At 44.1% G+C, this 20,548-nt stretch carries 12 protein-coding genes and 1 tRNA gene; 6 read left to right on the top strand and 7 right to left on the bottom strand.

All coding sequences use genetic code 11. The features are described 5' to 3' along the window. Window positions 1-96 precede the first annotated feature (96 nt). The 3 genes from FX988_RS16685 to FX988_RS16675 form a co-directional block, all read right to left on the bottom strand. Window positions 97-606, bottom strand: coding sequence for a hypothetical protein (locus tag FX988_RS16685; RefSeq protein ID WP_160181234.1), 510 nt, complete (start codon window positions 604-606; stop codon window positions 97-99). 63 nt (window positions 607-669) lie between these two features. Next, window positions 670-5,613, bottom strand: a complete 4,944-nt coding sequence (locus FX988_RS16680; RefSeq protein ID WP_254700646.1) for an RHS repeat domain-containing protein — start codon at window positions 5,611-5,613, stop codon at window positions 670-672. 825 nt (window positions 5,614-6,438) lie between these two features. Then, window positions 6,439-6,524: transfer RNA gene (locus tag FX988_RS16675), tRNA-Leu, on the bottom strand. Between the two features lie 243 nt (window positions 6,525-6,767). On the opposite strand from FX988_RS16675, the gene FX988_RS16670 reads away from it, so the two are divergent. After that, complete coding sequence (locus FX988_RS16670) at window positions 6,768-7,274, top strand: RDD family protein (RefSeq protein WP_160181233.1); 507 nt, start codon at window positions 6,768-6,770, stop codon at window positions 7,272-7,274. A 27-nt stretch (window positions 7,275-7,301) separates the two neighbouring features. On the opposite strand, the gene lptG is transcribed toward FX988_RS16670, so the two are convergent. Further along, on the bottom strand, window positions 7,302-8,363 hold the full coding sequence (gene lptG, locus FX988_RS16665; protein ID WP_160181232.1) for an LPS export ABC transporter permease LptG: 1,062 nt from the start codon (window positions 8,361-8,363) through the stop codon (window positions 7,302-7,304). Continuing rightward, window positions 8,360-9,466 carry an LPS export ABC transporter permease LptF gene (gene lptF / locus FX988_RS16660; protein WP_160181231.1) on the bottom strand — a complete coding sequence of 369 codons (1,107 nt, stop codon included), beginning with the start codon at window positions 9,464-9,466 and terminating at the stop codon, window positions 8,360-8,362. Before lptF ends, lptG begins: the two co-directional genes overlap by 4 nt. A 286-nt stretch (window positions 9,467-9,752) precedes the next feature. On the opposite strand from lptF, the gene pepA reads away from it, so the two are divergent. The 5 genes from pepA to FX988_RS16630 all read left to right on the top strand — a co-directional run bounded on the left by pepA (window position 9,753) and on the right by FX988_RS16630 (window position 17,937). Beyond that, entirely contained in the window at window positions 9,753-11,258 is a 1,506-nt protein-coding gene (gene pepA, locus FX988_RS16650; protein ID WP_160181230.1) for a leucyl aminopeptidase, read from the top strand. A 25-nt stretch (window positions 11,259-11,283) separates the two neighbouring features. Beyond that, window positions 11,284-11,754 carry a DNA polymerase III subunit chi gene (locus FX988_RS16645; RefSeq protein WP_160181229.1) on the top strand — a complete coding sequence of 157 codons (471 nt, stop codon included), beginning with the start codon at window positions 11,284-11,286 and terminating at the stop codon, window positions 11,752-11,754. Window positions 11,755-11,780: 26 nt separating this feature from the next. Then, window positions 11,781-14,546, top strand: coding sequence for a valine--tRNA ligase (locus FX988_RS16640; RefSeq protein ID WP_160181228.1), 2,766 nt, complete (start codon window positions 11,781-11,783; stop codon window positions 14,544-14,546). A gap of 174 nt (window positions 14,547-14,720) precedes the next feature. Then, a complete protein-coding gene (locus FX988_RS16635) occupies window positions 14,721-16,259 on the top strand; it encodes a bifunctional metallophosphatase/5'-nucleotidase (RefSeq protein ID WP_160181227.1) in 1,539 nt (512 codons plus the stop codon). Then, the gene (locus FX988_RS16630) at window positions 16,246-17,937 is read left to right on the top strand and encodes a sensor domain-containing diguanylate cyclase (RefSeq protein ID WP_160181226.1); all 1,692 of its coding nucleotides are present in this window, start codon (window positions 16,246-16,248) and stop codon (window positions 17,935-17,937) included. The genes FX988_RS16635 and FX988_RS16630 overlap by 14 nt, the downstream gene beginning before the upstream one ends. 318 nt (window positions 17,938-18,255) lie before the next feature. On the opposite strand, the gene FX988_RS16625 is transcribed toward FX988_RS16630, so the two are convergent. Next, window positions 18,256-18,783 (bottom strand): DUF3016 domain-containing protein, encoded by a 528-nt coding sequence (locus FX988_RS16625; protein ID WP_201751599.1) that lies wholly within the window; start codon window positions 18,781-18,783, stop codon window positions 18,256-18,258. A gap of 205 nt (window positions 18,784-18,988) precedes the next feature. Further along, on the bottom strand, window positions 18,989-20,359 hold the full coding sequence (locus FX988_RS16620) for a DUF4397 domain-containing protein (RefSeq protein WP_160181225.1): 1,371 nt from the start codon (window positions 20,357-20,359) through the stop codon (window positions 18,989-18,991). Between the last annotated feature and the right edge of the window lie 189 nt (window positions 20,360-20,548).

Here is a 20,548-nt window from a genome sequence, read left to right as displayed (position 1 = left end):
GCCAAAAATAAAGCCCCTTGCTGATATTATTGAACACAACAAAAAGCCCTGAGAGTGCAAGGCTTTGGATTCAAAAAAGCTCAGTCAAGTGTACGTTTAACTATCAATAGACTTTCTTAATGAATATCCTTTAAACAAACCCACCAAGATAAAAATAATTGCGATTGAGTTAAAAATTAGTTTGGTAAACTCTTTCGCTTTCTTGACATCGTCTATTTCTACGACAGTTTTCTCATCTATCGTTAGGCCAAAAACAGTAAGACATCTGCTACTTCTATTTTTCTGGTCTGCTGGATAAACTTTTACTTCGGCTTGCTTCTCCTTCGTTTGAGCAAAATATGACGAGAGATCTTTAGCATCGATCCATGTATTCTTACATAAGGGAACAGTCAATCCCGTTGATGAAGTAAAATTAAAACTCTTGTTTTGTTTGTTAAATAATAGACTTCCTCGTTCACAGACAAGTAAATCCTCGTTTGGTAAAGGCGCGTAGGGGACAAACCAGTCAGTAAGTAATGCAATACCAAGCACTATGAAAAATACTAAGCTAACCAAGTTGAAAGTATATTTTTGTTTAGCTGCTTTTTCTTCAGGCTCTATAGTCATGTTTTTCCCCCTTCACTTTAGGCCGTCCGATTAAGCCAAGAGAATTACCTCATGGCTTGAATACTATCGATTTTCTTTGTCCCTAACGACTTCTGTTGGCTGTTCATTTTCAGCACCCACTGCATTTCCGATAGACTCTGTAATTGTTGAAGCAACCGCTCCAGCAACAGATCCCGCTGTAGTGGCTACAGCGCCTCCTACGGCTCCGCTAAATGCCCCTTTGGAAGTTGCATCAATAAGTCCTTCTTTTGTAGGTAATTGATCGTTTGCAAGACTTCCGACAGTTTCTCCTGTCGCGCCTGCGGCTGCGCCTGATGCGGTGCTTCCAGCAATTGTTTTGACGTTTTGAGCAGCAGTTGCATTTAGAGCTTTGCCAACAGCAGCTTTAATTGATGTAGATGCAACTGTTCCGCCTAATCCCCCGGTCAAAGCGCCTACGCCTCCTCCAACTAGAGTTGCCGCTGCTAAGCTCTTTCCAGAGAGTCCCGCTTTCTTAGCTGCGTTATAAGAACTAACCGCTCCGATAGCAAAACCAACAGCTTGAAATATAAATTCTCCATCAGGGTCCGTATATCTGTATGGATTATTGTTAGCATAGGCATATCTGTTAAAGCCATGCGCAATGCTGTTACCACGTTGCATGTGCCCCATAGCATCCACTGGATCATTCGAGTAAAACCGCCCAATTACTGGGTCGTAATAACGGGCTTGCATATAGGTTAAGCCAATATCTGCATCATGCTTATGCCCTGTATAACCAATTTCATTTTCTCCGGTTTCTGCATTAGAGTGCCCCCACTGAAGTCCAAATGGGGCATATCTAATCCGCTTAATTACACTGCCTGCTGAGCTAGTCTTCGCTGCACTCGTGCCCAGCAAATCTGTGTGTACATATGTTAGGCTCCCTGCACCGTTCTGAGCGACTAACTGCTGGTCTAAATAAAAGTATTCTCGATTAGCCCCATTGATTTGTTCCTGCAACAATTTTTCATTAAGCATAGAGTACATAGAATAGCGAATACCTTTACCATCGTTAGTCTTTACCCGTTTATTATGCCCATCGTATAAATACTGATTGCCACCCGCCTCTGTCATTTGGTTAGCTAAATTATAGTAAAACCGATGAAAACCGTTATCAGTTACCGCCCCTCTATGGTCATAATTGAAATCGTAGTTACGACTACCACTAGTAGATTGCAATTGCTTTTTGCTGTTGTAGCTGTAGTGAATTGTCCCAACGATAGAGTCGAATTTTGTAATATTCCCCATTGAGTCATAATTCATATCACCGACAAGGACATTGTTAGATTTTCTAATGTTATCAAGGCGATCCAGTTGATCGTAGACAAACCGTAAATCATAAACATTTGATTGTTTATCGTCCCAATAGGTTAGGTTGCCATTCGCATCGTACGTATATTGATTGTATACCACATTCGTAGCGCCGCACTGAGTTCGTTGAATATAAGGCAACCCACTACCACGAAGGCTCTTGCTGTTAACACACCCGTTAGCCTGTTTAAAGCTCTTGTATTGGCCATCTGGGTGGAATAATACGCTGTTGGCGAAAGCCCCAACATATCTAGGTTGGCCTAGTGCATTAGGGTGATAATCTACATTTCGCCCAGAAGGGTAAGTTGTTCTATGTAAATTTCCTGTACTGTTGTAGAGATACTTGAGTGACCAATCGATATGGTCAACGCGCAGGCGTTCTGTTAAAAGATTGCCAAGATCATCATACGTGTAATTTTGGGTCACATTGCCAAAACTTAATCGCGTGAGTCTTTTGTTTTTATCATACTCATATACCTTGCTCGGTGTGCCGTCACCGTAAGATACTCGTTTCACTTGTCCTAGATTGTCATAACTAAAAGTCGTTTTATCTGCAGAGCTGATGGAATAATCACAACCATTGGTGCTGCTGTTTATCGAACTTCCGCTTGCAGACCATTCGGTTTTCCCCAGCGCATTTTTGAAAAATGCTACGTTGCCAACATCAGGGCGAATCGTTTTACAAAGTTGCTGATATGAATCGTATACTCGAGTTTCATTCATTCCACCTTGATTGATAGACGTAACATTTCCGTATACGTTATATGCCAGCGTTGTAGTCACTCCGTGTGGAGATGCAATACTCTCGGGTTTGTCTAATTTAGGGTGACCGTATGCTAAAAATTTAGTCGTCGTCTTGTAGCCTCTATTGTTTGATACTTGAACCCTATTACTTGAAAGATAATTGTAAGTTATGGCACCAGCAGTCGTATTATCATCTTTTTTTAAAGATCGACCCAGTGCATCATATTTAATAGATACACCGTAAGGCGTACCATTAAGGCTGTGCGGTTTACTCTGATATGTAGGCCGATTAAATGAGTCATAACTCGTCCGAGTATATCGTTTAGTTTCACCGTCTCGCGAAATATCTGATTCCTTGGTCATTTTTGGCCGAAGTAAATTATCGTAATAAGTTAAATAGCTATAATTCCCCCTTTTTATCGTCCTTTTTAGCATGCCTTGCCTGACGTGAGTATATCCCTCACTATTCGCTGTGGTGCTATAATTTATAGAGGTACTAAGCCACTTACTGTTGCATGGATCGATTAGCGTAAGGCGCCCAATTGAATTGTAACGATAGTTAACACAATTCCCGAGAAAATCGGTGTGTTTAGTCACCCACCCGTTAGCATCAACTTGCTTATATGCATACTGACTAGACGTACTAAGGCTAGAAGGAGTTCTAATTGTCTGAGCTACTCCTCTCTTATAATTAGACAATACCACCCAGCGGTTCGCACCGTTATAGTGAATTTGATTTGGTAACCCAGCGTTCACTCCCGAAGTATGGTAACTGGTATTTCGTGTATGCCAGCGCCCATAGGAATAAGAGTAGTTTGGGAGTGATTTATAACTACCTGATGAACTGTGATAAGACGTCTGATTGGCCGTTTTGTAGTTCGAGCCATTAGCAGAAATGTCTGTTTTAGCATGTAACCCTAACAACCAGTGTTTAGTGTCGTGGTAGTAAGTTGTTTTTGTATAGCGTTTTCGACTTCCTATCGTATTATATTCGTATTTAAGACTAGGTAAGTCGTACCGATCAAAATTAGAGTATTGTGTAACATACTTATCGCTAGAATTCGAAAATTGAGTGATTGTGTCTCGTGTTAATCTTTGAATTCGTTCAGCGGAATGTCCATTTTTAATATCATTAGCTGAGAATGAATCTTGTGCTCCTGTGATGTTGAGGTACATATTGGCGCTGCCGTGAAATACCCCGTTTGCATATTCCTTGGTCTTACGTTGCAGCAAATCACCAGAATTATTGTATATTTCTATATAGCGTAAATTTCCTTGGCCAGCGCCATGCCTTCTATCAAAATAATGTATTTCCTTGGTACCATCATGGTGGCGTAACGTCGTTGAAGATAGATGGGCAGTTTCCACTCCACTTACACCCAAATTGAGGCGATGACGGGCTTTAATTGTCTCTCCTTTAAATAGACCTTCATTTGCAGAGTAAATGTAATTCCAGTTATATTGCTCCCCTGTGGTTAATGTTATTGACTTATTTTTCAGTGCAAATGTTGCATATGATTTTGGAAACCAGTAACTATCAATACCACTTCTAGATGGATCTACTTTTCTTATTTTGGGAATATTGGATTGCCCATGACAAACCTCATCAACCTCAAAATGCCCTTCTGCCCCCTCAGGGTGAATAATATTAATAAAATCCCTTGATCCCCCCTCGACACAATCTATTCCTCTTGTAGGTACTTGACTATGTTTAGCGATATTTACATGCCACCAAAACGTGTTCGACGAAGACTTATCATGAGAAAACTCCCATCGTTTACCATCTGGCCGTTCGACTTCTTGTAAAGTGCTCAACCGATAGTCATTGTAGCGATATCTCCACCGCCTTCCATTTGCGGTCACGTTCTCAATCCGCCCATTCCTACTGCTAATGGTGATATTGCGACCATCATTTGCATATATTCGCGTTGCTAAACCAGTTGCGTCATACGTATATTTAACCCAGTTTCCAAATCGATCTTGTATTTTTGTGACTAACATAAAGTAGTGATATTGCGGGTAACGAGACAACCTAGGAGCATCGCCTGCTGGCGCTAAAGAGGGTGAAGGGCAGTTCGGGCTGCATTGATGAACTTGCGGTTGAAGGTTCAAGTCTTTAATCGAGCGTACAATTTTCTTCTGGGTAAAATAATACGATAACCCATCCTTGGTGGTTACTTTAAATCCCTCATGCCCAGCACCTGTATTTGTTATGCACTCTACTTTCCAGTTCAAATTATTGTAGCGCTTGTGTGACGGATCCCCAGCTTTAGTGGTGAGCTTCACTGTACCTTTACCTGGAATTGAAACAGAGTCGCCATTCCAGTACCCATTTGAATGAATATAGTATGACGTACCTTCAGTACTTGTAGAAAAAGACGGATTAGCATTAAGTCGGCTAGTACATGCTTTTCCATTCGGCCAATAGGCGCTTTTATAATTACCGCTTCTGTCCGTTATGTAAGTGGAGCGGACATGAGGTATAGCTAAGCTCCAATTCTCAAATTCAAGCGTTTCTTTAAACCAAGAGTCGGGATTTGAAAGAGTACGAGTTATAGAAACTGGGATTGCAGAATTCCCAGGTAAAGAGACATCGACTTGCTCAAATCGTATGTCACCAGTGAACATACTTATTTTATCGCCCAGTAATCCTGTAGTAAGTGATGCTAGCTCCGGATTATCGTTGATATTTTCAAAGATATTGTAGCCATAATCTTTTACTTCAAATGCACCATTGAAATTCCCCCCACCATCATCCGGAGGACCAAATATCGACTGAGTTTGGGCTGTTTCTTTCGTGTGATTTTTAGTTGCTAGGGTATTTTCTGGCTCGACTTCAACTTGCCCAACACTAGGCGAAGAAATCAATATAATTACTACCGCGATTAGATATAACTTAAGTGAATACACAAATGTAAGCATGCCCATCATAGCCCTTCTCAATCTTCAAAATATCGAATGTGTAATTGGTTTATTACTACCCATGCGTAACGTATATTTTTGAGTGACTATGACCGATACCGTTAAAACTGATCTAAAACAGGTTAAAAATTCACACCAAGCATTTACAAATGAAACCTTCATTCTGAGTTAAAAGTTAAATTACAGAGTAGAACATAAAGGTAAAAAAACAACTCAGTAAAGAAATTAAAACAATTCTACGTTTTTTTGCGCTAAATCTCAGGTGAAGCTGAAATTTTAGGAACGAAGTTCCACCGAGCTGAACGACACCGCATGGATGCGGTGGCTAGAGGAATTTTATCAGGGGTGATGCTCGTCTTCCTAGGAACGAAGTTCCGCCGAGCTGAACGACACCGCATGGATGCGGTGGCTGGGGGAATTTCATCAGGGGTGATGCTCGTCTTCTTAGGAACGAAGTTCCACCGAGCTGAACGACCAGACATGGACGTCTGGGCTGGGTGCCGGTCATCAGGGATGTGTTAACTATGTACTCAATACATCTAAGAACCCAAACTACAAACACAAAAAAACCAACTAAAAAGTTGGTTTAAATGTTTGGTACCAGTGCGGGCTCAATGGGACCGACCTTCGGCCGACGCGCTTGCGTGGCGACTTCGTGAATCCCAGATACAAAAAAACCAACTAAAAAGTTGGTTTAAATGTTTGGTACCAGTGGGCGGGCTCGATGGGACCGACCTTCGGCCGACACGCTTGCGTGGCGACTACGTGAATTTCAGGCACAAAAAAACCGACGTAAAGTCGGTTTATTGTTATCTCTTTAATTGGTAAAAGAGATGGTACCAGTGGGCGGACTCGAACCGCCACGCTTATTCAGCAACGGATTTTGAATCCGTCATGTCTACCAATTCCATCACACTGGCAAAGGCGCTTTTAGGTTGCGTGCAACCTTTAAGAGCGCCGCATTATAGCGATTTACCTGGCGCGCGCAAGTGATTTTTTGCCTTGCTGTTTTAATTGCTCAACTTATCATCAACTTTGTCATTTTTGCTATCGTCCCTACCCTAACCCTCATTAACTATGCGAAACTATTAGCATGAAAATATCACTATTAAACGTTTACATTTTTATATGCTGAATTTCGTTTCACCTGAGAGAGCACCCTTTTGACTTCTGAGCATTATTACCGCGCTGGTTTTTTTCGTCGCTTAGCCGCGATTATTTACGATATTTTGGTGGCTGTTGCTGTGGGTATGTGCGCCGCCATGGTGATGTTGGTGGCGATGTTGTTGTTAGTTGAAAATAACGTGCTGAATAACCACGGCTACGAGCATTTCAGTGATTTAATCCAGCATGCGCCTATTTATCAATACGTATTACAAGGTTGGGTTAGCGCTTGGGTTATCGCGTTCTTTTTATGGTTTTGGCGCAACGGCGGCCAAACTATTGGTATGCGCGCTTGGCGCTTGCGAATCGTCAGCACCAATGAAAACTCACTGACCTACACTCGCGCCTTTGTGCGCATGATGACATCGTTCTTGGGCTTAGGAACCTTACTTGTGCTGCTCGATTATAAGCATAAGCAATCACTGCAAGACCGCATTGCGGGCACTGAAGTGATTTGCCTAACGAAAGAGGCCAACCACCATCGCAGTTGGCGTAATCTGAATTAAATGGTACTGATAGAATTTACTGCGCCTTTATCGGCGCAATAAATGTATTGATATACCGGTGAACACAATGCTGGGTAAGATTGCTCCGATAAAAGGCGGTATGTGATAAACCGTACTTAGTGAGCCAAATACTTCATTACTGACGAAAAAGCCAAACCCTGTCAGCACCCCCATGATCACCCTTGCCCCCATGGTCACACTGCGCAGTGGGCCAAAAATAAACGACAGTGCCATCAACAGCATAACGCCCACCGAAATAGGTTGCAGCACCTTACGCCACAGCGCCAAACGATAACGCTCTGAATTTTGACTGTTATTTTCTAGATAATTAACATAATCGATTAATCCTCGGATCGACAATGCTTCAGGCTTCACTGTGACCACACCTAATTTATCCGGTGTTAACGATGAGGACCATGCGCCATCAGCAGCGTCTTCAACCTGAATGCGGTTATCAGAGAACTCGGTAGATTGCACATGGCTTAACCCCCATGAGTCACTTTGATAGTTAGCCGTCTCTGCAGTAGTGATTTTGCGCAAATACAGGTCATTATCGAACTCGTAAATACTTACATCTCGCAAGGTATTTTTATCAACGACCTCGCCAATACTGACAAAATTATCACCGTCTTTTGCCCATACCAATCTGTCTGAGGAAAACAAACTCCCTCCGGATATAGCTTGGGTGCGTATTTCTTTGGCTTTGGTTTCACTAACCGGTGCGACCCATTCGCCAATGACCATCACAAAAAGCACCATTAAAATAGCGGATTTCATGGCGGAAATAATAATATTCCAGCGGCTTTGCCCGGCGGATTGCATCACCACTAACTCACTGTTACTGGCAAGTATTCCCATACCAATTAAGCCGCCTATCAAGGTGGCCATCGGGAAAAACTGTTCTAACTCACGGGGTAAACTTAAAAAGACATACACAGCCGCCACCGTCATGTCGTAGCTGCCTCGGCCAACGCTTTTCATTTGTTCAATGAATTTTATTAGTGCGCTAAGACCAACAAGAACCCCTAAACTCATGGCGGTGGTGCTTAATAACGTGCGAGCAATATACCAATCAAGAATTCTAATCATGCTTTGCTCCCGCGCAAACGTGCCCGTATTCGCACACCCACCGGCCGCCCTTTAAAGATCAGCGCCAAACCAATTACGCCTATCACAGCATGTACCCACCACAGCCCGAGCATTGGCGGAATTTTACCATCTTCAAGCACTTTACGCCCCGCGAGCAGTAACAGGAAATACCCTAGGTACAGCATGAGCGCAGGGAACATTTTACCAAAGCGCCCTTGCCTTGGGTCAGCGGCACTGAGTGGCACAGCGATAATAACCAAGAAAAACAAGGATAATGGAATAGCAAACCGCCACTGCAGTTCAGCGATGGCATCAATGGAAGGATCATCAAATAATTGCATGGTGGTATAGGCTGACAATTTACGACGTTTTTGCTCAGCTTCCTGTTCAGCAATTTGAATTTGGTATTCACCAAACTCAACCACACGATAGTCCTTTTCACCTAGCGTACCTTCGTACTGGATACCATCTCCCAGTACCAAGGTTTCAGAACCATCTGGCAGCTCCCTAAGCCCACCTTGTTTGGCGTAAACCAAGTGTACATTTTGACTGTCAGTCGTGGTGTCATGCTGGGCCATAAATACCCGTTTGAGCGGTTCACTGTCATTGCCAATTTCATGCACGAAAATAACCGCTTTTTCATTAGCAGTTTGCTGGAATCGGCCCGGAATTAATGTGGTTAACCCGGTGTCTGCACCCGCTTGCTCTTCTAGCTGGTATTCTCGCTCTACCGACATAGGCGCAATCCATAACGTCATGGCACCTGTAATCAATGCCATGATCACAGCAAGCACAAGCATAACGCGCGTCACATACCATTCACTGATGCCACAGGCGCGCATCACAGTCATTTCGCTGTCTACGTACAAGCGGCCATGGGCAAGCATGATCCCCAAAAACAAACTCAAAGGTAAAATAAGAGACGCCAATACCGGCATACTCAAGGCTAAAAAGCCCAGGACCAAACTAGCAGGAATGTCTCCGTTGGATGCTTCAGAGAGCACCCTGACAAATTTATTGGTAATAAAAATGGCCATCAAAACCAGAAAAACGGCAGTTTGGGATTTGACGGTTTCTTTAACTAAATAACGAAATATCAGCACGCAATATCCAACACAAAAGTGGTAATTTTAGTGGCAAGCTACAAAATTTTAAGTAAACTTAACGTTTTCACACGTTTCATTTGCAATGTGTGCCATTTTAAAGCGCTTGCCCGCACGTAATTTACAGATTATGTCTGGCTTGAGCTCTTCTTGCAATTGCAATGAAACGCTGTTTACAAAGATAAGCCGTAACGCTTTGCATAACATCACAACAATAAATTCAAAAAGCTCAGTGTTACAACCAGTATGTAATGACAGATTAACAGTTTCGTGACGAGGATGCCCCGTGGAATTTAGTGTAAAAAGTGGAAGCCCAGAAAAACAACGTAGTGCCTGTATCGTAGTCGGTGTATTTGAACCTCGCCGCTTAACCTCAGTGGCAGAACAATTAGACGAAATCAGTGGTGGCTACCTTAGCAACCTTTTACGCCGTGGTGATCTAGAAGGTAAACCGGGCCAAATGTTGCTGTTGCACCATGTACCTAACGTACTGAGCGAACGCGTATTGTTGGTTGGTTGTGGTAAAGAGCGCGAGCTAGATGAACGCCAGTACAAGCAAATTATCTCTAAAACCATTAAAACCTTAAATGAAACAGGTTCAATGGAAGCGGTTTGTTTCTTATCAGAGCTGCATGTTAAAGGCCGTGATACCTACTGGCGTGTACGCCAAGCGGTAGAAGCTACCCAAGACTCTTTGTATACCTTCTTGCAGTTAAAAACCAAGAAAGGTGAGCCTCGCAGGCCACTGCGTAAAATGGTATTCAATGTGCCAACACGCCGCGAGTTAACGATTGGTGAGCGCGCAGTGGAGCACGGCTTAGCCGTATCATTAGGCAGCAAAACCACCCGTGACGTAGCTAACATGCCGCCTAACATTTGTAATCCTAAATACCTATTCGAGCAAGCCAAAGCCCTTGAAGCCGAGTATGAAAATTTGCATGTTGATTCAGTCAACGAAAAGCAAATGGATGCCCTAGGCATGCATTCATACTTGGCAGTCGGCCGAGGCTCGGTAAACGAGTCGATTATGACCATCATGGAACACAAAGGTGGCCCTGCTGATCAAGCGCCTATCGTACTCGTCGGTAAAGGCTTAACCTTCGACTCAGGCGGTATTTCCATTAAGCCTGGCGAAGCCATGGATGAAATGAAATACGACATGGGCGGCGCAGCGGGCGTACTGGGTGCCATGCATACCATCAGCGCGCTTAATTTGCCGATTAATGTTGTGGGTATATTAGCTGGTTGTGAAAACATGCCTGATGCTAACGCTTATCGTCCTGGTGACATTTTAACTACCATGTCAGGTCAAACCGTTGAAGTACTAAATACTGATGCCGAAGGCCGTTTGGTATTGTGCGACGCATTAACGTACGTTGAACGCTTTGATCCTGAATTAGTCATCGATGTAGCCACCCTAACAGGCGCCTGTGTTATCGCTCTTGGTCACCACGCAACTGGGGTCTTCAGCAACCATAACCCTCTTGCCCACGAACTGATTAACGCATCAGAGCAAAGTGGTGATAAGGCATGGCGCATGCCATTGTGGGATGAATACCAAGACCAACTGGAAAGCCCATTCGCAGACATGACCAACTTAGGTGGCCGCCCAGCGGGCTCAATTACCGCAGCATGTTTCTTATCTCGTTTTACCCGTAAATATAACTGGGCACATATGGACATCGCAGGCACAGCCTGGGTCGGCGGTAAAGAGAAAGGCTCTACTGGTCGTCCTGTTCCTATGCTATCTCAGTTTTTAATGAACCGAGCGGGCATCGAGTCAGAAGATTAGCCTGTCACAACGAACGGATAACCTGATGTCTAAGGTCACGTTTTACCTGCTCGAACAAGAAGCAGAAACAACAAGTCAACAGCCAGCGCACCTTGCGCTGGCTTGTCAATTGGCGGCCCAGTGTTTTAGCAATAAACAACGCTGCGTGGTGATGTGTCAAAGTCAGGCACAAGCTGAGCAATTCGATGAATTACTGTGGCAACTACCGAACGACCGTTTCGTTCCTCATAACTTAACTGGCGAAGGGCCCCAAGCAGGCACGCCAGTAGAAATATGCTGGCAACGCCCAAGCCAGTTCAACAAACCCGTACTGATCAACCTCGCCGACAACATGCCGGACTTTCATGGCAAATTTAGTCGCATATTTGATTTTGTACCTGCCGCTGAAACCCTTAAGCAGCAAGCCCGCGAGCGCTATAAGCATTACCGCGCCGCTGGCCATCAATTAGATACGTTACCCAGCAAAGAGTTACTCAACTCACTCGCGGGTCATTAGTCATCGCAATAACGAGACCAAATACAATGGATAAAACATTTAGCCCACAAAATATTGAACAGCAATGCTACCAAGCGTGGGAAAATAATGGCTATTTCAAAGCCAGTGGTGAAGGCCAACCTTACTGCATTTTATTACCGCCTCCTAACGTCACTGGCAGCTTGCACATGGGGCATGGTTTTCAACAAACCATTATGGATACCCTAACGCGTTATCACCGAATGAAAGGTGACAACACTTTGTGGCAATGTGGAACTGACCACGCGGGTATCGCCACACAAATGGTGGTTGAGCGTCAACTAAACGCGCAAGGTAAAACCCGTCACGACTTAGGCCGAGATGCGTTTGTCGATAAAATCTGGGACTGGAAAAAAGAGTCAGGTGGAAATATTACCCAGCAAATGCGTCGCTTAGGCACCTCTCCTGATTGGGACCGTGAAGTGTTCACTATGGACGATGACCTATCTGAAGCGGTGAATGAAGTCTTTGTGCGCTTGCACGAAGAAGGGCTAATTTACCGTGGTAAGCGTCTCGTCAACTGGGATCCAGTATTGCACACTGCGGTATCCGATTTAGAAGTACTCAGCGAAGAAGAAAACGGCTTTATGTGGCATATGCGCTACCCTCTTGCTGATGGCACAGGCGAGTTGATAGTTGCCACTACACGTCCAGAGACCATGCTGGGTGATACCGCCGTTGCTGTACACCCTGATGACGAGCGTTACCAAGGGCTTATTGGTAAGCAAATCAAACTACCGATTACCGGCCGCCTTATTCCGATCATCGCAGATGACTACGTTGAGCAAGACTTTGGCACCGGTTGCGTAAAAATTACTCCAGCCCATGATTTCAACGATTACGACATGGGTAAACGTCACAACCTAGAGATGATTAATATTCTCACCGATGACGCCAAAATTAATGACGAAGCACCTGAGCAATACCGCGGCCTTGACCGCTTCGACGCGCGCAAGCAAATCGTCGCGGATCTAGACGCTGCCGGCATCTTGGTTAAAATTGAAGATCATAAACTAAAAGTGCCCCGTGGCGATCGTTCTGGCTCAGTTATCGAACCTTACTTAACAGACCAATGGTACGTAGCAGTTGAAGAACTCGCCAAACCTGCGATCGATGCGGTGAAAAGTGGCGAAATTAAATTCGTACCAGAGAACTGGGACAAAACCTATTACCAGTGGATGAACAACATCCAAGATTGGTGCATTTCACGTCAACTTTGGTGGGGCCATCGCATTCCTGCTTGGTATGACGAAAATGGCAATATCTACGTTGGGCGCACCGAAGCCGAAGTACGTGAAAAGAACGGCCTCGATGCCAGCGTGACATTACGTCAAGACGAAGACGTACTAGATACATGGTTCTCTTCTGCCCTTTGGCCGTTTGCGACTATGGGCTGGCCAAAGAAAACGCCTGAGCTAGACACTTTCGTACCTAGCGCCGTATTGGTCACCGGTTTTGACATTATTTTCTTCTGGGTAGCCAGAATGATCATGATGACCAAGAAATTCACTGGGCAAATTCCGTTCAAAGAGATTTACATCACCGGCCTTATCCGCGATGAGCAAGGCGATAAAATGTCTAAATCGAAAGGCAATGTTATCGACCCTATCGATTTGATTGACGGCATCAGCATTGATGACTTAGTCGCCAAGCGTACCTCAGGCATGATGCAGCCTAAACTGGCGGCCAAAATTGAAAAGAACACGCGTAAAAGCTACCCAGAAGGCTTCGCAGCCTACGGTACTGATGCGCTGCGCTTTACCTTTGCGGCAATGGCGTCCACCAGCCGCGACATCAGCTTTGATGTTAAACGCGTTGAAGGCTACCGCAACTTCTGTAATAAGCTGTGGAATGCATCACGCTTTGTATTGATGAACACCGAAGATCAAGACACAGGTGCTAATGGCGGCGACATGGAGCTTAGCCTAGCAGACAAGTGGATATTGGCACGTTTCCAACAAACCCTAAAAGACTTTGAAGACGCCTTGAGCGGTTATCGTTTCGATATCGCTGCGAACTTAGTATACGAGTTCACTTGGAATCAATTCTGTGACTGGTACTTAGAGCTTTCAAAGCCAGTGCTAAATTCAGAAGTAAGCACTGAGGCGCAAAAACGTGGCACCCGTCATACCTTGGTTAACGTACTGGAAAGTATTCTGCGCCTAGCCCATCCGATCATGCCGTTTATCACAGAAGAAATTTGGCAGCGCGTAGCGCCGTTATGTGGTATTCAAGCCGATAGCATCATGACTCAGCCATTCCCTGTACAAAGCGAAGCTTTGCGTGACGAAGACACCCTAGCTGAAATGGAATGGATCAAAAGCGTGATCGTAGGCATTCGTAATATTCGCGGCGAAATGGATATCTCTCCGAATAAGCCGTTAAATGTTCTGCTACGTAATGCCAGTGCCCAAGATTGGCAACGCTTGCAAAGCAGCCGCGAGTTTTTAGGAGCGTTAGCTAAACTTGAAAGCGTTGAATTGTTGCAGCCAGAAGAAGAAGCGCCAGCCAGTGCCACAGCACTCGTGGGCGAAATGGAAATTCTTATTCCGATGGCTGGTTTGATCGATAAAGACGCAGAGCTAGCCCGTATCAACCGAGCGCTTGCAAAAATTGAAGCCGACTTTGGCCGCACGCAGGGTAAATTAAATAACGAAAAATTCGTTAGCAATGCGCCCCCAGCGGTTATTGATAAAGAGAAAGCCAAGCTTGAAGACTTCACCATGCAAATGAAGAAGTTAAAAGAGCAAAAAGAGACGATCGAAAATCTATAGTCATTGATGAAGGCAACCGAACTTAGCTTTGTTCGTTCGGTTGCCTTTATAGCAAAATGTGACTTTGCTCTTTATCAGCTTAGACTAAAAGCTGATTACCGATTTCATCATATATGTGATATTTATATTAAATGTATCAAATAGTTAAGCTTTTAAGGTGATGTAGGTAATGTCATGAACAGAACACAATTACTCGTGTTACTGGCGGGTGTATTTTTCACCTTATTTGCCCGCGCACAAATGTCTATACCTACGTCTAGCACTGCATCGTCTCGTATGCAGAACATATCCATCATTTATGCCTCTGACATGCCCGTCATCGGGCTAAAAAAAGTCGGGGGATATCCTGAACTTGCGAGCGCCCTACAGAGCTATCGAAATCAAAAAAATACCAGCACTTTCTTTTTATTCGGTGGTAACAGCTTAGCACCAAGTCCACTTGCATCTTTAGATCGCGGTACGCATATCATCGACATTCTTAATAGCCTCGAGCCTGATGTGATGTCTGTTACCAAGCGAGAATTTAGTTATTATGAAGATGAACTGTCATTGCGCGCCTATGAAGCAGCTTTTCCTATAGTGGCTAGCAATGTCTTTGATAAACGCAGTCAAGCCAACGTCGATGGGCTATTAGACAATGTGATTGTGGAGCAACGCGGCGTTAAGATAGGCATTATTTCGATTTTAGACGAAAGTGCAATTTCAGATTACTTGCTTAAACAAGTCGTGATCCTCGACCCTCAAAAAGTAATCTCTGACTCCGCCCATGCATTACGAGAACAAGGCGCAGAGATTGTCGTGCTTATGTACTCCTATAACTTTCCTTTTATTGACCAGTTGTTGTCGAAAAATACGGTTGACATCACAATTACGACCAGCCCGGAATTTACCAACTTAGCCAATGAAGTGATGCCTAAGCACCCTAACGCTGTGGTACTCAGCCATCTTAATTACTTAGCTGAACTCAAGCTGACGTTAGACAAAGAAAACGGTGTTATTTCCAATCTAACATGGCAAGAAAAAGAATTATCTGGCTTTCCCAGTGATCCAATTTTGGCGGGGCAGGTCAAAGGTTATACCTCTCGATTAAATCGATTGTTAAACCAGCCCATAGCCACCGTGATAAGAGACTTTCAAACCCTAAGAACCAGTGTTAGAACAGAAGAAAATGCATTTGCCAATTTAGTCGCGGATACCGTACGAAAATTTGCGAATGCCGATATGGCCCTTATCAATGGTGGCATTATTCGTGGAAACCAAAGTTATGTAAAAGGCCAACGACTCACCCGAAGAGATATCGCCCAAGAACTTCCCTTTCGCAGTAAATTGGCCGTGCTGGCCATCACAGGTCAACAACTCAAACAAGCCCTTGAAAATGGCTTGAGTACCATTGAGCAAGTACGCGGGAGATTCCCGCAAATTTCTGGTATAGAAGTCACTTATGCAGCGAAAAATAAAGTCGGCGAAAGGATCACCTCGATTAAAATTGATGGGGAAAACATCAATCCTACGCGTTCTTATAAGCTCGCCACGACAGATTACCTCGCTAACGGCGGAGATGGTTATCAGGTATTGGACGAATGCCCCAAAATCGCTTTGGGCTACATGGACCCACCAATGGTCGTTGATGTACTCATTGACAGTATTCGTCAACAGGAAACGCTTGGTCCGACCCTAAGCAAGAGGCTGGTGCAATCTAATGACCGAAACTAACACCCCAGTGGCCTCAAACCAAGCGAAAGCACGAATTTCTTTAAGCTCGGTCTTTGCGCTTTCGTTTATCAGCGTGTTTGTCATTTTCATTAGTGTGACGCTTTTAGCCTATTCAAAATTGGTCGATTTTAGGAATATTCTTGATAGCATCGCCAATGACTCATTGCCGCAAGTGGTATTCTCAGAGCAAGTGAACAACCACATTGCTACCTTATCCGCAATAAGTGACGGCTTGAGCTTTGCTTCTTCTGAACCCGCACTGCGTATAGCAGAGCGTAATGTTCATCAAAAAATTGATGAAATTCGAAGCTTAGCAGAACGCCGTGAAGGGACTCAATATTTAGACTTTCACTTAAGTGCGATTGAGAGCGAAATTCTCGAGCTAAAAACCCTCGCCCTGCATCGTATCAAAATGGCGAGTTTACTTTCGTCTCAAGAGCAAGCCTTGTACGCATTGAACGACAGAGTCGTAAAGCTCACCACAGACAACCGCCTATCTAAACAAGATATTCAAGTGTTACAGCGGTGGCGTGCTGCCATTTTTGAAGCCGTCGCATTGGCCAGTAACGCCGTCAACTTGACTCGTTTACAAGGCATTCGCCAATCTTCGTTTAAAGTCGCTGAAATCATCGATGGGCTTTACAGCAATATTCATCAATTTCCAGCGGCTCAAAAGCCGAAGATGCAAGCCATCGTCGCTGAGTTCAATCAAATAGCCCTTAGTGAAAATGGTATTTTCCCGCTACAAATAAACCTTTTACGATTGTCAGGCCGTGTCACGGGTGGCGGCAACTTTGTACATAGCCTCATTGCTGATTACTCTCGCTTACTTAACTTTAAATCGTACCAATTGAGTGATTCACTGATCACGCAAACTCGCCGAACGTCTGTTCGCATCAGCGAACAAATTCAAAATGTGGGTATGTATGTACTTAGCGCCTTGCTGCTGTTACTGATTATCGTATTTTTCATTCAAAATCGTGTAGTACGGCGCCTCGTAAGGCTAAATACAGTCGTTCAAGACAGAGCAAATGGCTTCAGTAATTCAACCCATATATCCGGAAATGATGAAATATCTGATATTGCTGACACCATTGACTATTTTGCCGCTACGATCGAGCAACAGAAAATCTCTTTACAGCAATTATCTTTGCTTGATGGACTTACGGGGATCCCGAACAGGCGAGCGCTTGATGAACGCCTAGAACATGAATTAAAACTGGCGACACGTGAAAAATGGCCGCTGTCACTCTTGATGGTGGATGTTGATTTCTTTAAACCCTTTAATGACAACTATGGTCATGTGGCGGGAGATGAAGCACTGGTGTCAATTGCGCAAATCTTTGAAAGTGTCGCCAAGCGCAGCGGTGATTTTGCCGCTAGATATGGCGGAGAAGAATTTGTATTTATCCTACCAAATACAGATCAAGTCGGCGCGAGAAATGTCGCAAGTACCTTATTAAGCAGTGTGCGTAGCGCCAATTTAGAGCATAAATACAACCCACACACAGATCACATCACCATAAGCGTAGGCATAGCGACCTGCCTACCAGGCGAAGTGAAAGACGCTGACTACCTTCAACGACTTGCGGATCATGCCCTGTATGCTGCGAAGCAAAATGGTCGAGATCAAGCTGTTCACTACGCGGATATTATTAATACCAATTCCAATAAATAATTGGCCTCTCAGAATTCATCCAGCGGGTTTTGAACAAGGCGTCGGTGTGTAGTAATGGTTGTTCCCTTTCAAATACCGAGAACGTAGTGCAAAACCCGCTGGGGAATTCCCTTCGGGCGAATTTTAAAAGAACTTACTCTGTGTTGCTCAAACTCGAAAGAGCACCACTATTACTTCATTTAAGCGCCTTGATTAAGTCCTTTTAAATTTTCGCTGAGTGGTTAATTATTTAATGGAATTGGTATAATACCAATTCCATTAAATAATCCTCAAACATAAAAAAGCACCGTAAAATGCAGTGCTTTTATTGATGTTCAACTAAGAGCTTTTAGCTAGGTTTTGCTCAAACTGTTCTTCAAACCACATACGCAGCATGTTTTTTTCATAGCGTAGGTTTTCGGAAGAGAAAAACGGGTTGTAACGATCTTGAAACGACATATCTTTCAAGTTTTGCTCGCCTTGTTGCAAAATCGTACCGTCAGCCCCAATCAATTCAAAACTAAATGCAATACGCGGAATATCGATACTCTTAATTAAACGCACATCGTTCGCACCATTTCCGATCCCAACAAACGACGCTGGCCAAACCTGCCCTGCTAAATCAAGGTTAGTAACTGTCATATTCAGCGTTTGCCCTTCAGGTAAGGTTTCTGCCAGCTCAACTAAATACTCATCTAACTGTTTAAACGTGCGCTCTTTAAAACGCTTTCGCGATTCATTTGACGGGCGCACATCGGTATATTTGTCTGTATTTTCCCATGTCACCTCTACTTTTCCTTGGCTATACGCGTGCGCTGATAGCATTAAGGAAATGCCGGACACCAATACTACGGCTAATTTTTTCATATCCTTCCACCTCTCATATATGACTGAGCAAAAGATGCTTTACGCATGATGACATAGCTTACCTAAGCGTGCTGAATACAACCTGAATCTCTTGTTCCTTCATGTTATTCAAGACTGTCATTCAAGTTTCACCACAACGTTTAGCTAGTTATACCTAATAGACCGACGTACGACGAATAAATTCGCACCTTATTTAAGGCAATATTTAATGTAATAGCACCACTTCATACCCGCTAGGCGCACTCATTGACGTCTCAACGCTCACCATGTAATTCTCATTTTGGTCAATATTGAACATCGGACTGCGCGTGAGTAATAATTGGGTACCGTCCTCTTGGTTATGCACAATCACAATTTCATACAGGCCGCTTTTCACCGTTAACCGCGCCGAATGTTCAAACTCTAAGTTTTGCGCACGATACTTCGCGGTGGCAATGGTTTCATTTTGACGCACGAAAAATACGTCAAGCGCGGCGTAATCAGGGGTCACGTTTACGACTTGTACATCATGCTCGACGCTTTGTGGTAAGTTACTTTCTTCAAACGTTAGGGCGTCTAACGTCTGCTCAGCATTTTCATACAATACAATCGCTTTGCTTCGACCTTGGGTTAAACTGAGCAGTTGATTGGAAAATGCGAAGTTTTCGTCATCAGATGCTTTGCCTGATAGTTGATAATCCCCGTGGGCGATAGCATCAAACTCACTTAAACCACTCGCTGCTAACGTTAATGCACGCTGGTTACCTTGTGCACCTACAATGTCTACTGACACCTCTTTATCATTTAGGCTGTTATAAATTCGAAATTGTGCGGCTTGATCTATCGCAGCGTAGGTATTCACCGACGAAGAATTGATCACCAAATCCAGTTCTATATTGTTTTTAATCGCCCCGGCGCTTGAACGAATAATAAAAGTATATTCAGTGGCATACTGAAATGTAATGTCAGTACTTTCAAACACAGGCGAATCTTCACCCGGCAAGGTCAAGTAAACGTGGTAATCACCTTGACTAAACGACTGGCTGTCTTCAGCCTGCCAAGACTCAAATTGGGTTAAGGCCCCCGTTGACACGCTGGAAAGCAAATGCGCATCAGCGAAGGTGTCGCCACTTTGAGCTAAATATAAATCATAATCCTGCCCTGTACTGAGCACAGAAGTGGCGAACAAACGAAAGCGACTAGCTAATTCAGTGCGTTCAATAGGATAGGCATTAAAATTCGCGGCGCTTGTATCACCACTTAGCACCACAAGTAACTTTTTCCCTGTGCCAATATTCGCAGAGAGTTCCCCAATAATTTCGCTGCTACCGTCGCTATCTTGTTGGCTAAAAGACAGTTCAACATCATTTTGTTCAAGAGAGACGACACTCGTTGCATCACCATACACGGCAGATCCAACATTGTTCCCCTCATCAACCGTGACGTAGACCGCACCTGTGTCGGCTGAGCCATTGTAGAATTGCAAATAGGGCTTGTCGTATTTTTCGCTCTTTTCATTGTCATCCGAACCGCCACATGCGCTAATTTGCACGCCGAACATAGTCAGTAATAAGCCCCTAAATATAAAACGTAACATGGTGTATTCCCTTGTTGATAAATTGAGTCGTTATGATCACGACGAGTCGATTTATCATCCAATAACTTGGGGCTGGGAGTCTCGATCATAATTGCGAGGATTTGTGAATAATTGTAACCCTCAGATGAGCTTTGCTTGGGGGTTTGATAGCATGCCATGATAGGAACTGACTCAGCATTTAGTGAAGGA

The organism is Paraglaciecola mesophila, from assembly GCF_009906955.1.
GTDB classification, from domain to species: domain Bacteria; phylum Pseudomonadota; class Gammaproteobacteria; order Enterobacterales; family Alteromonadaceae; genus Paraglaciecola; species Paraglaciecola mesophila_A.
The sequence above is the reverse complement of the archived record's forward strand: the minus strand, read 5'-3'. Positions and strand labels throughout refer to the sequence as shown.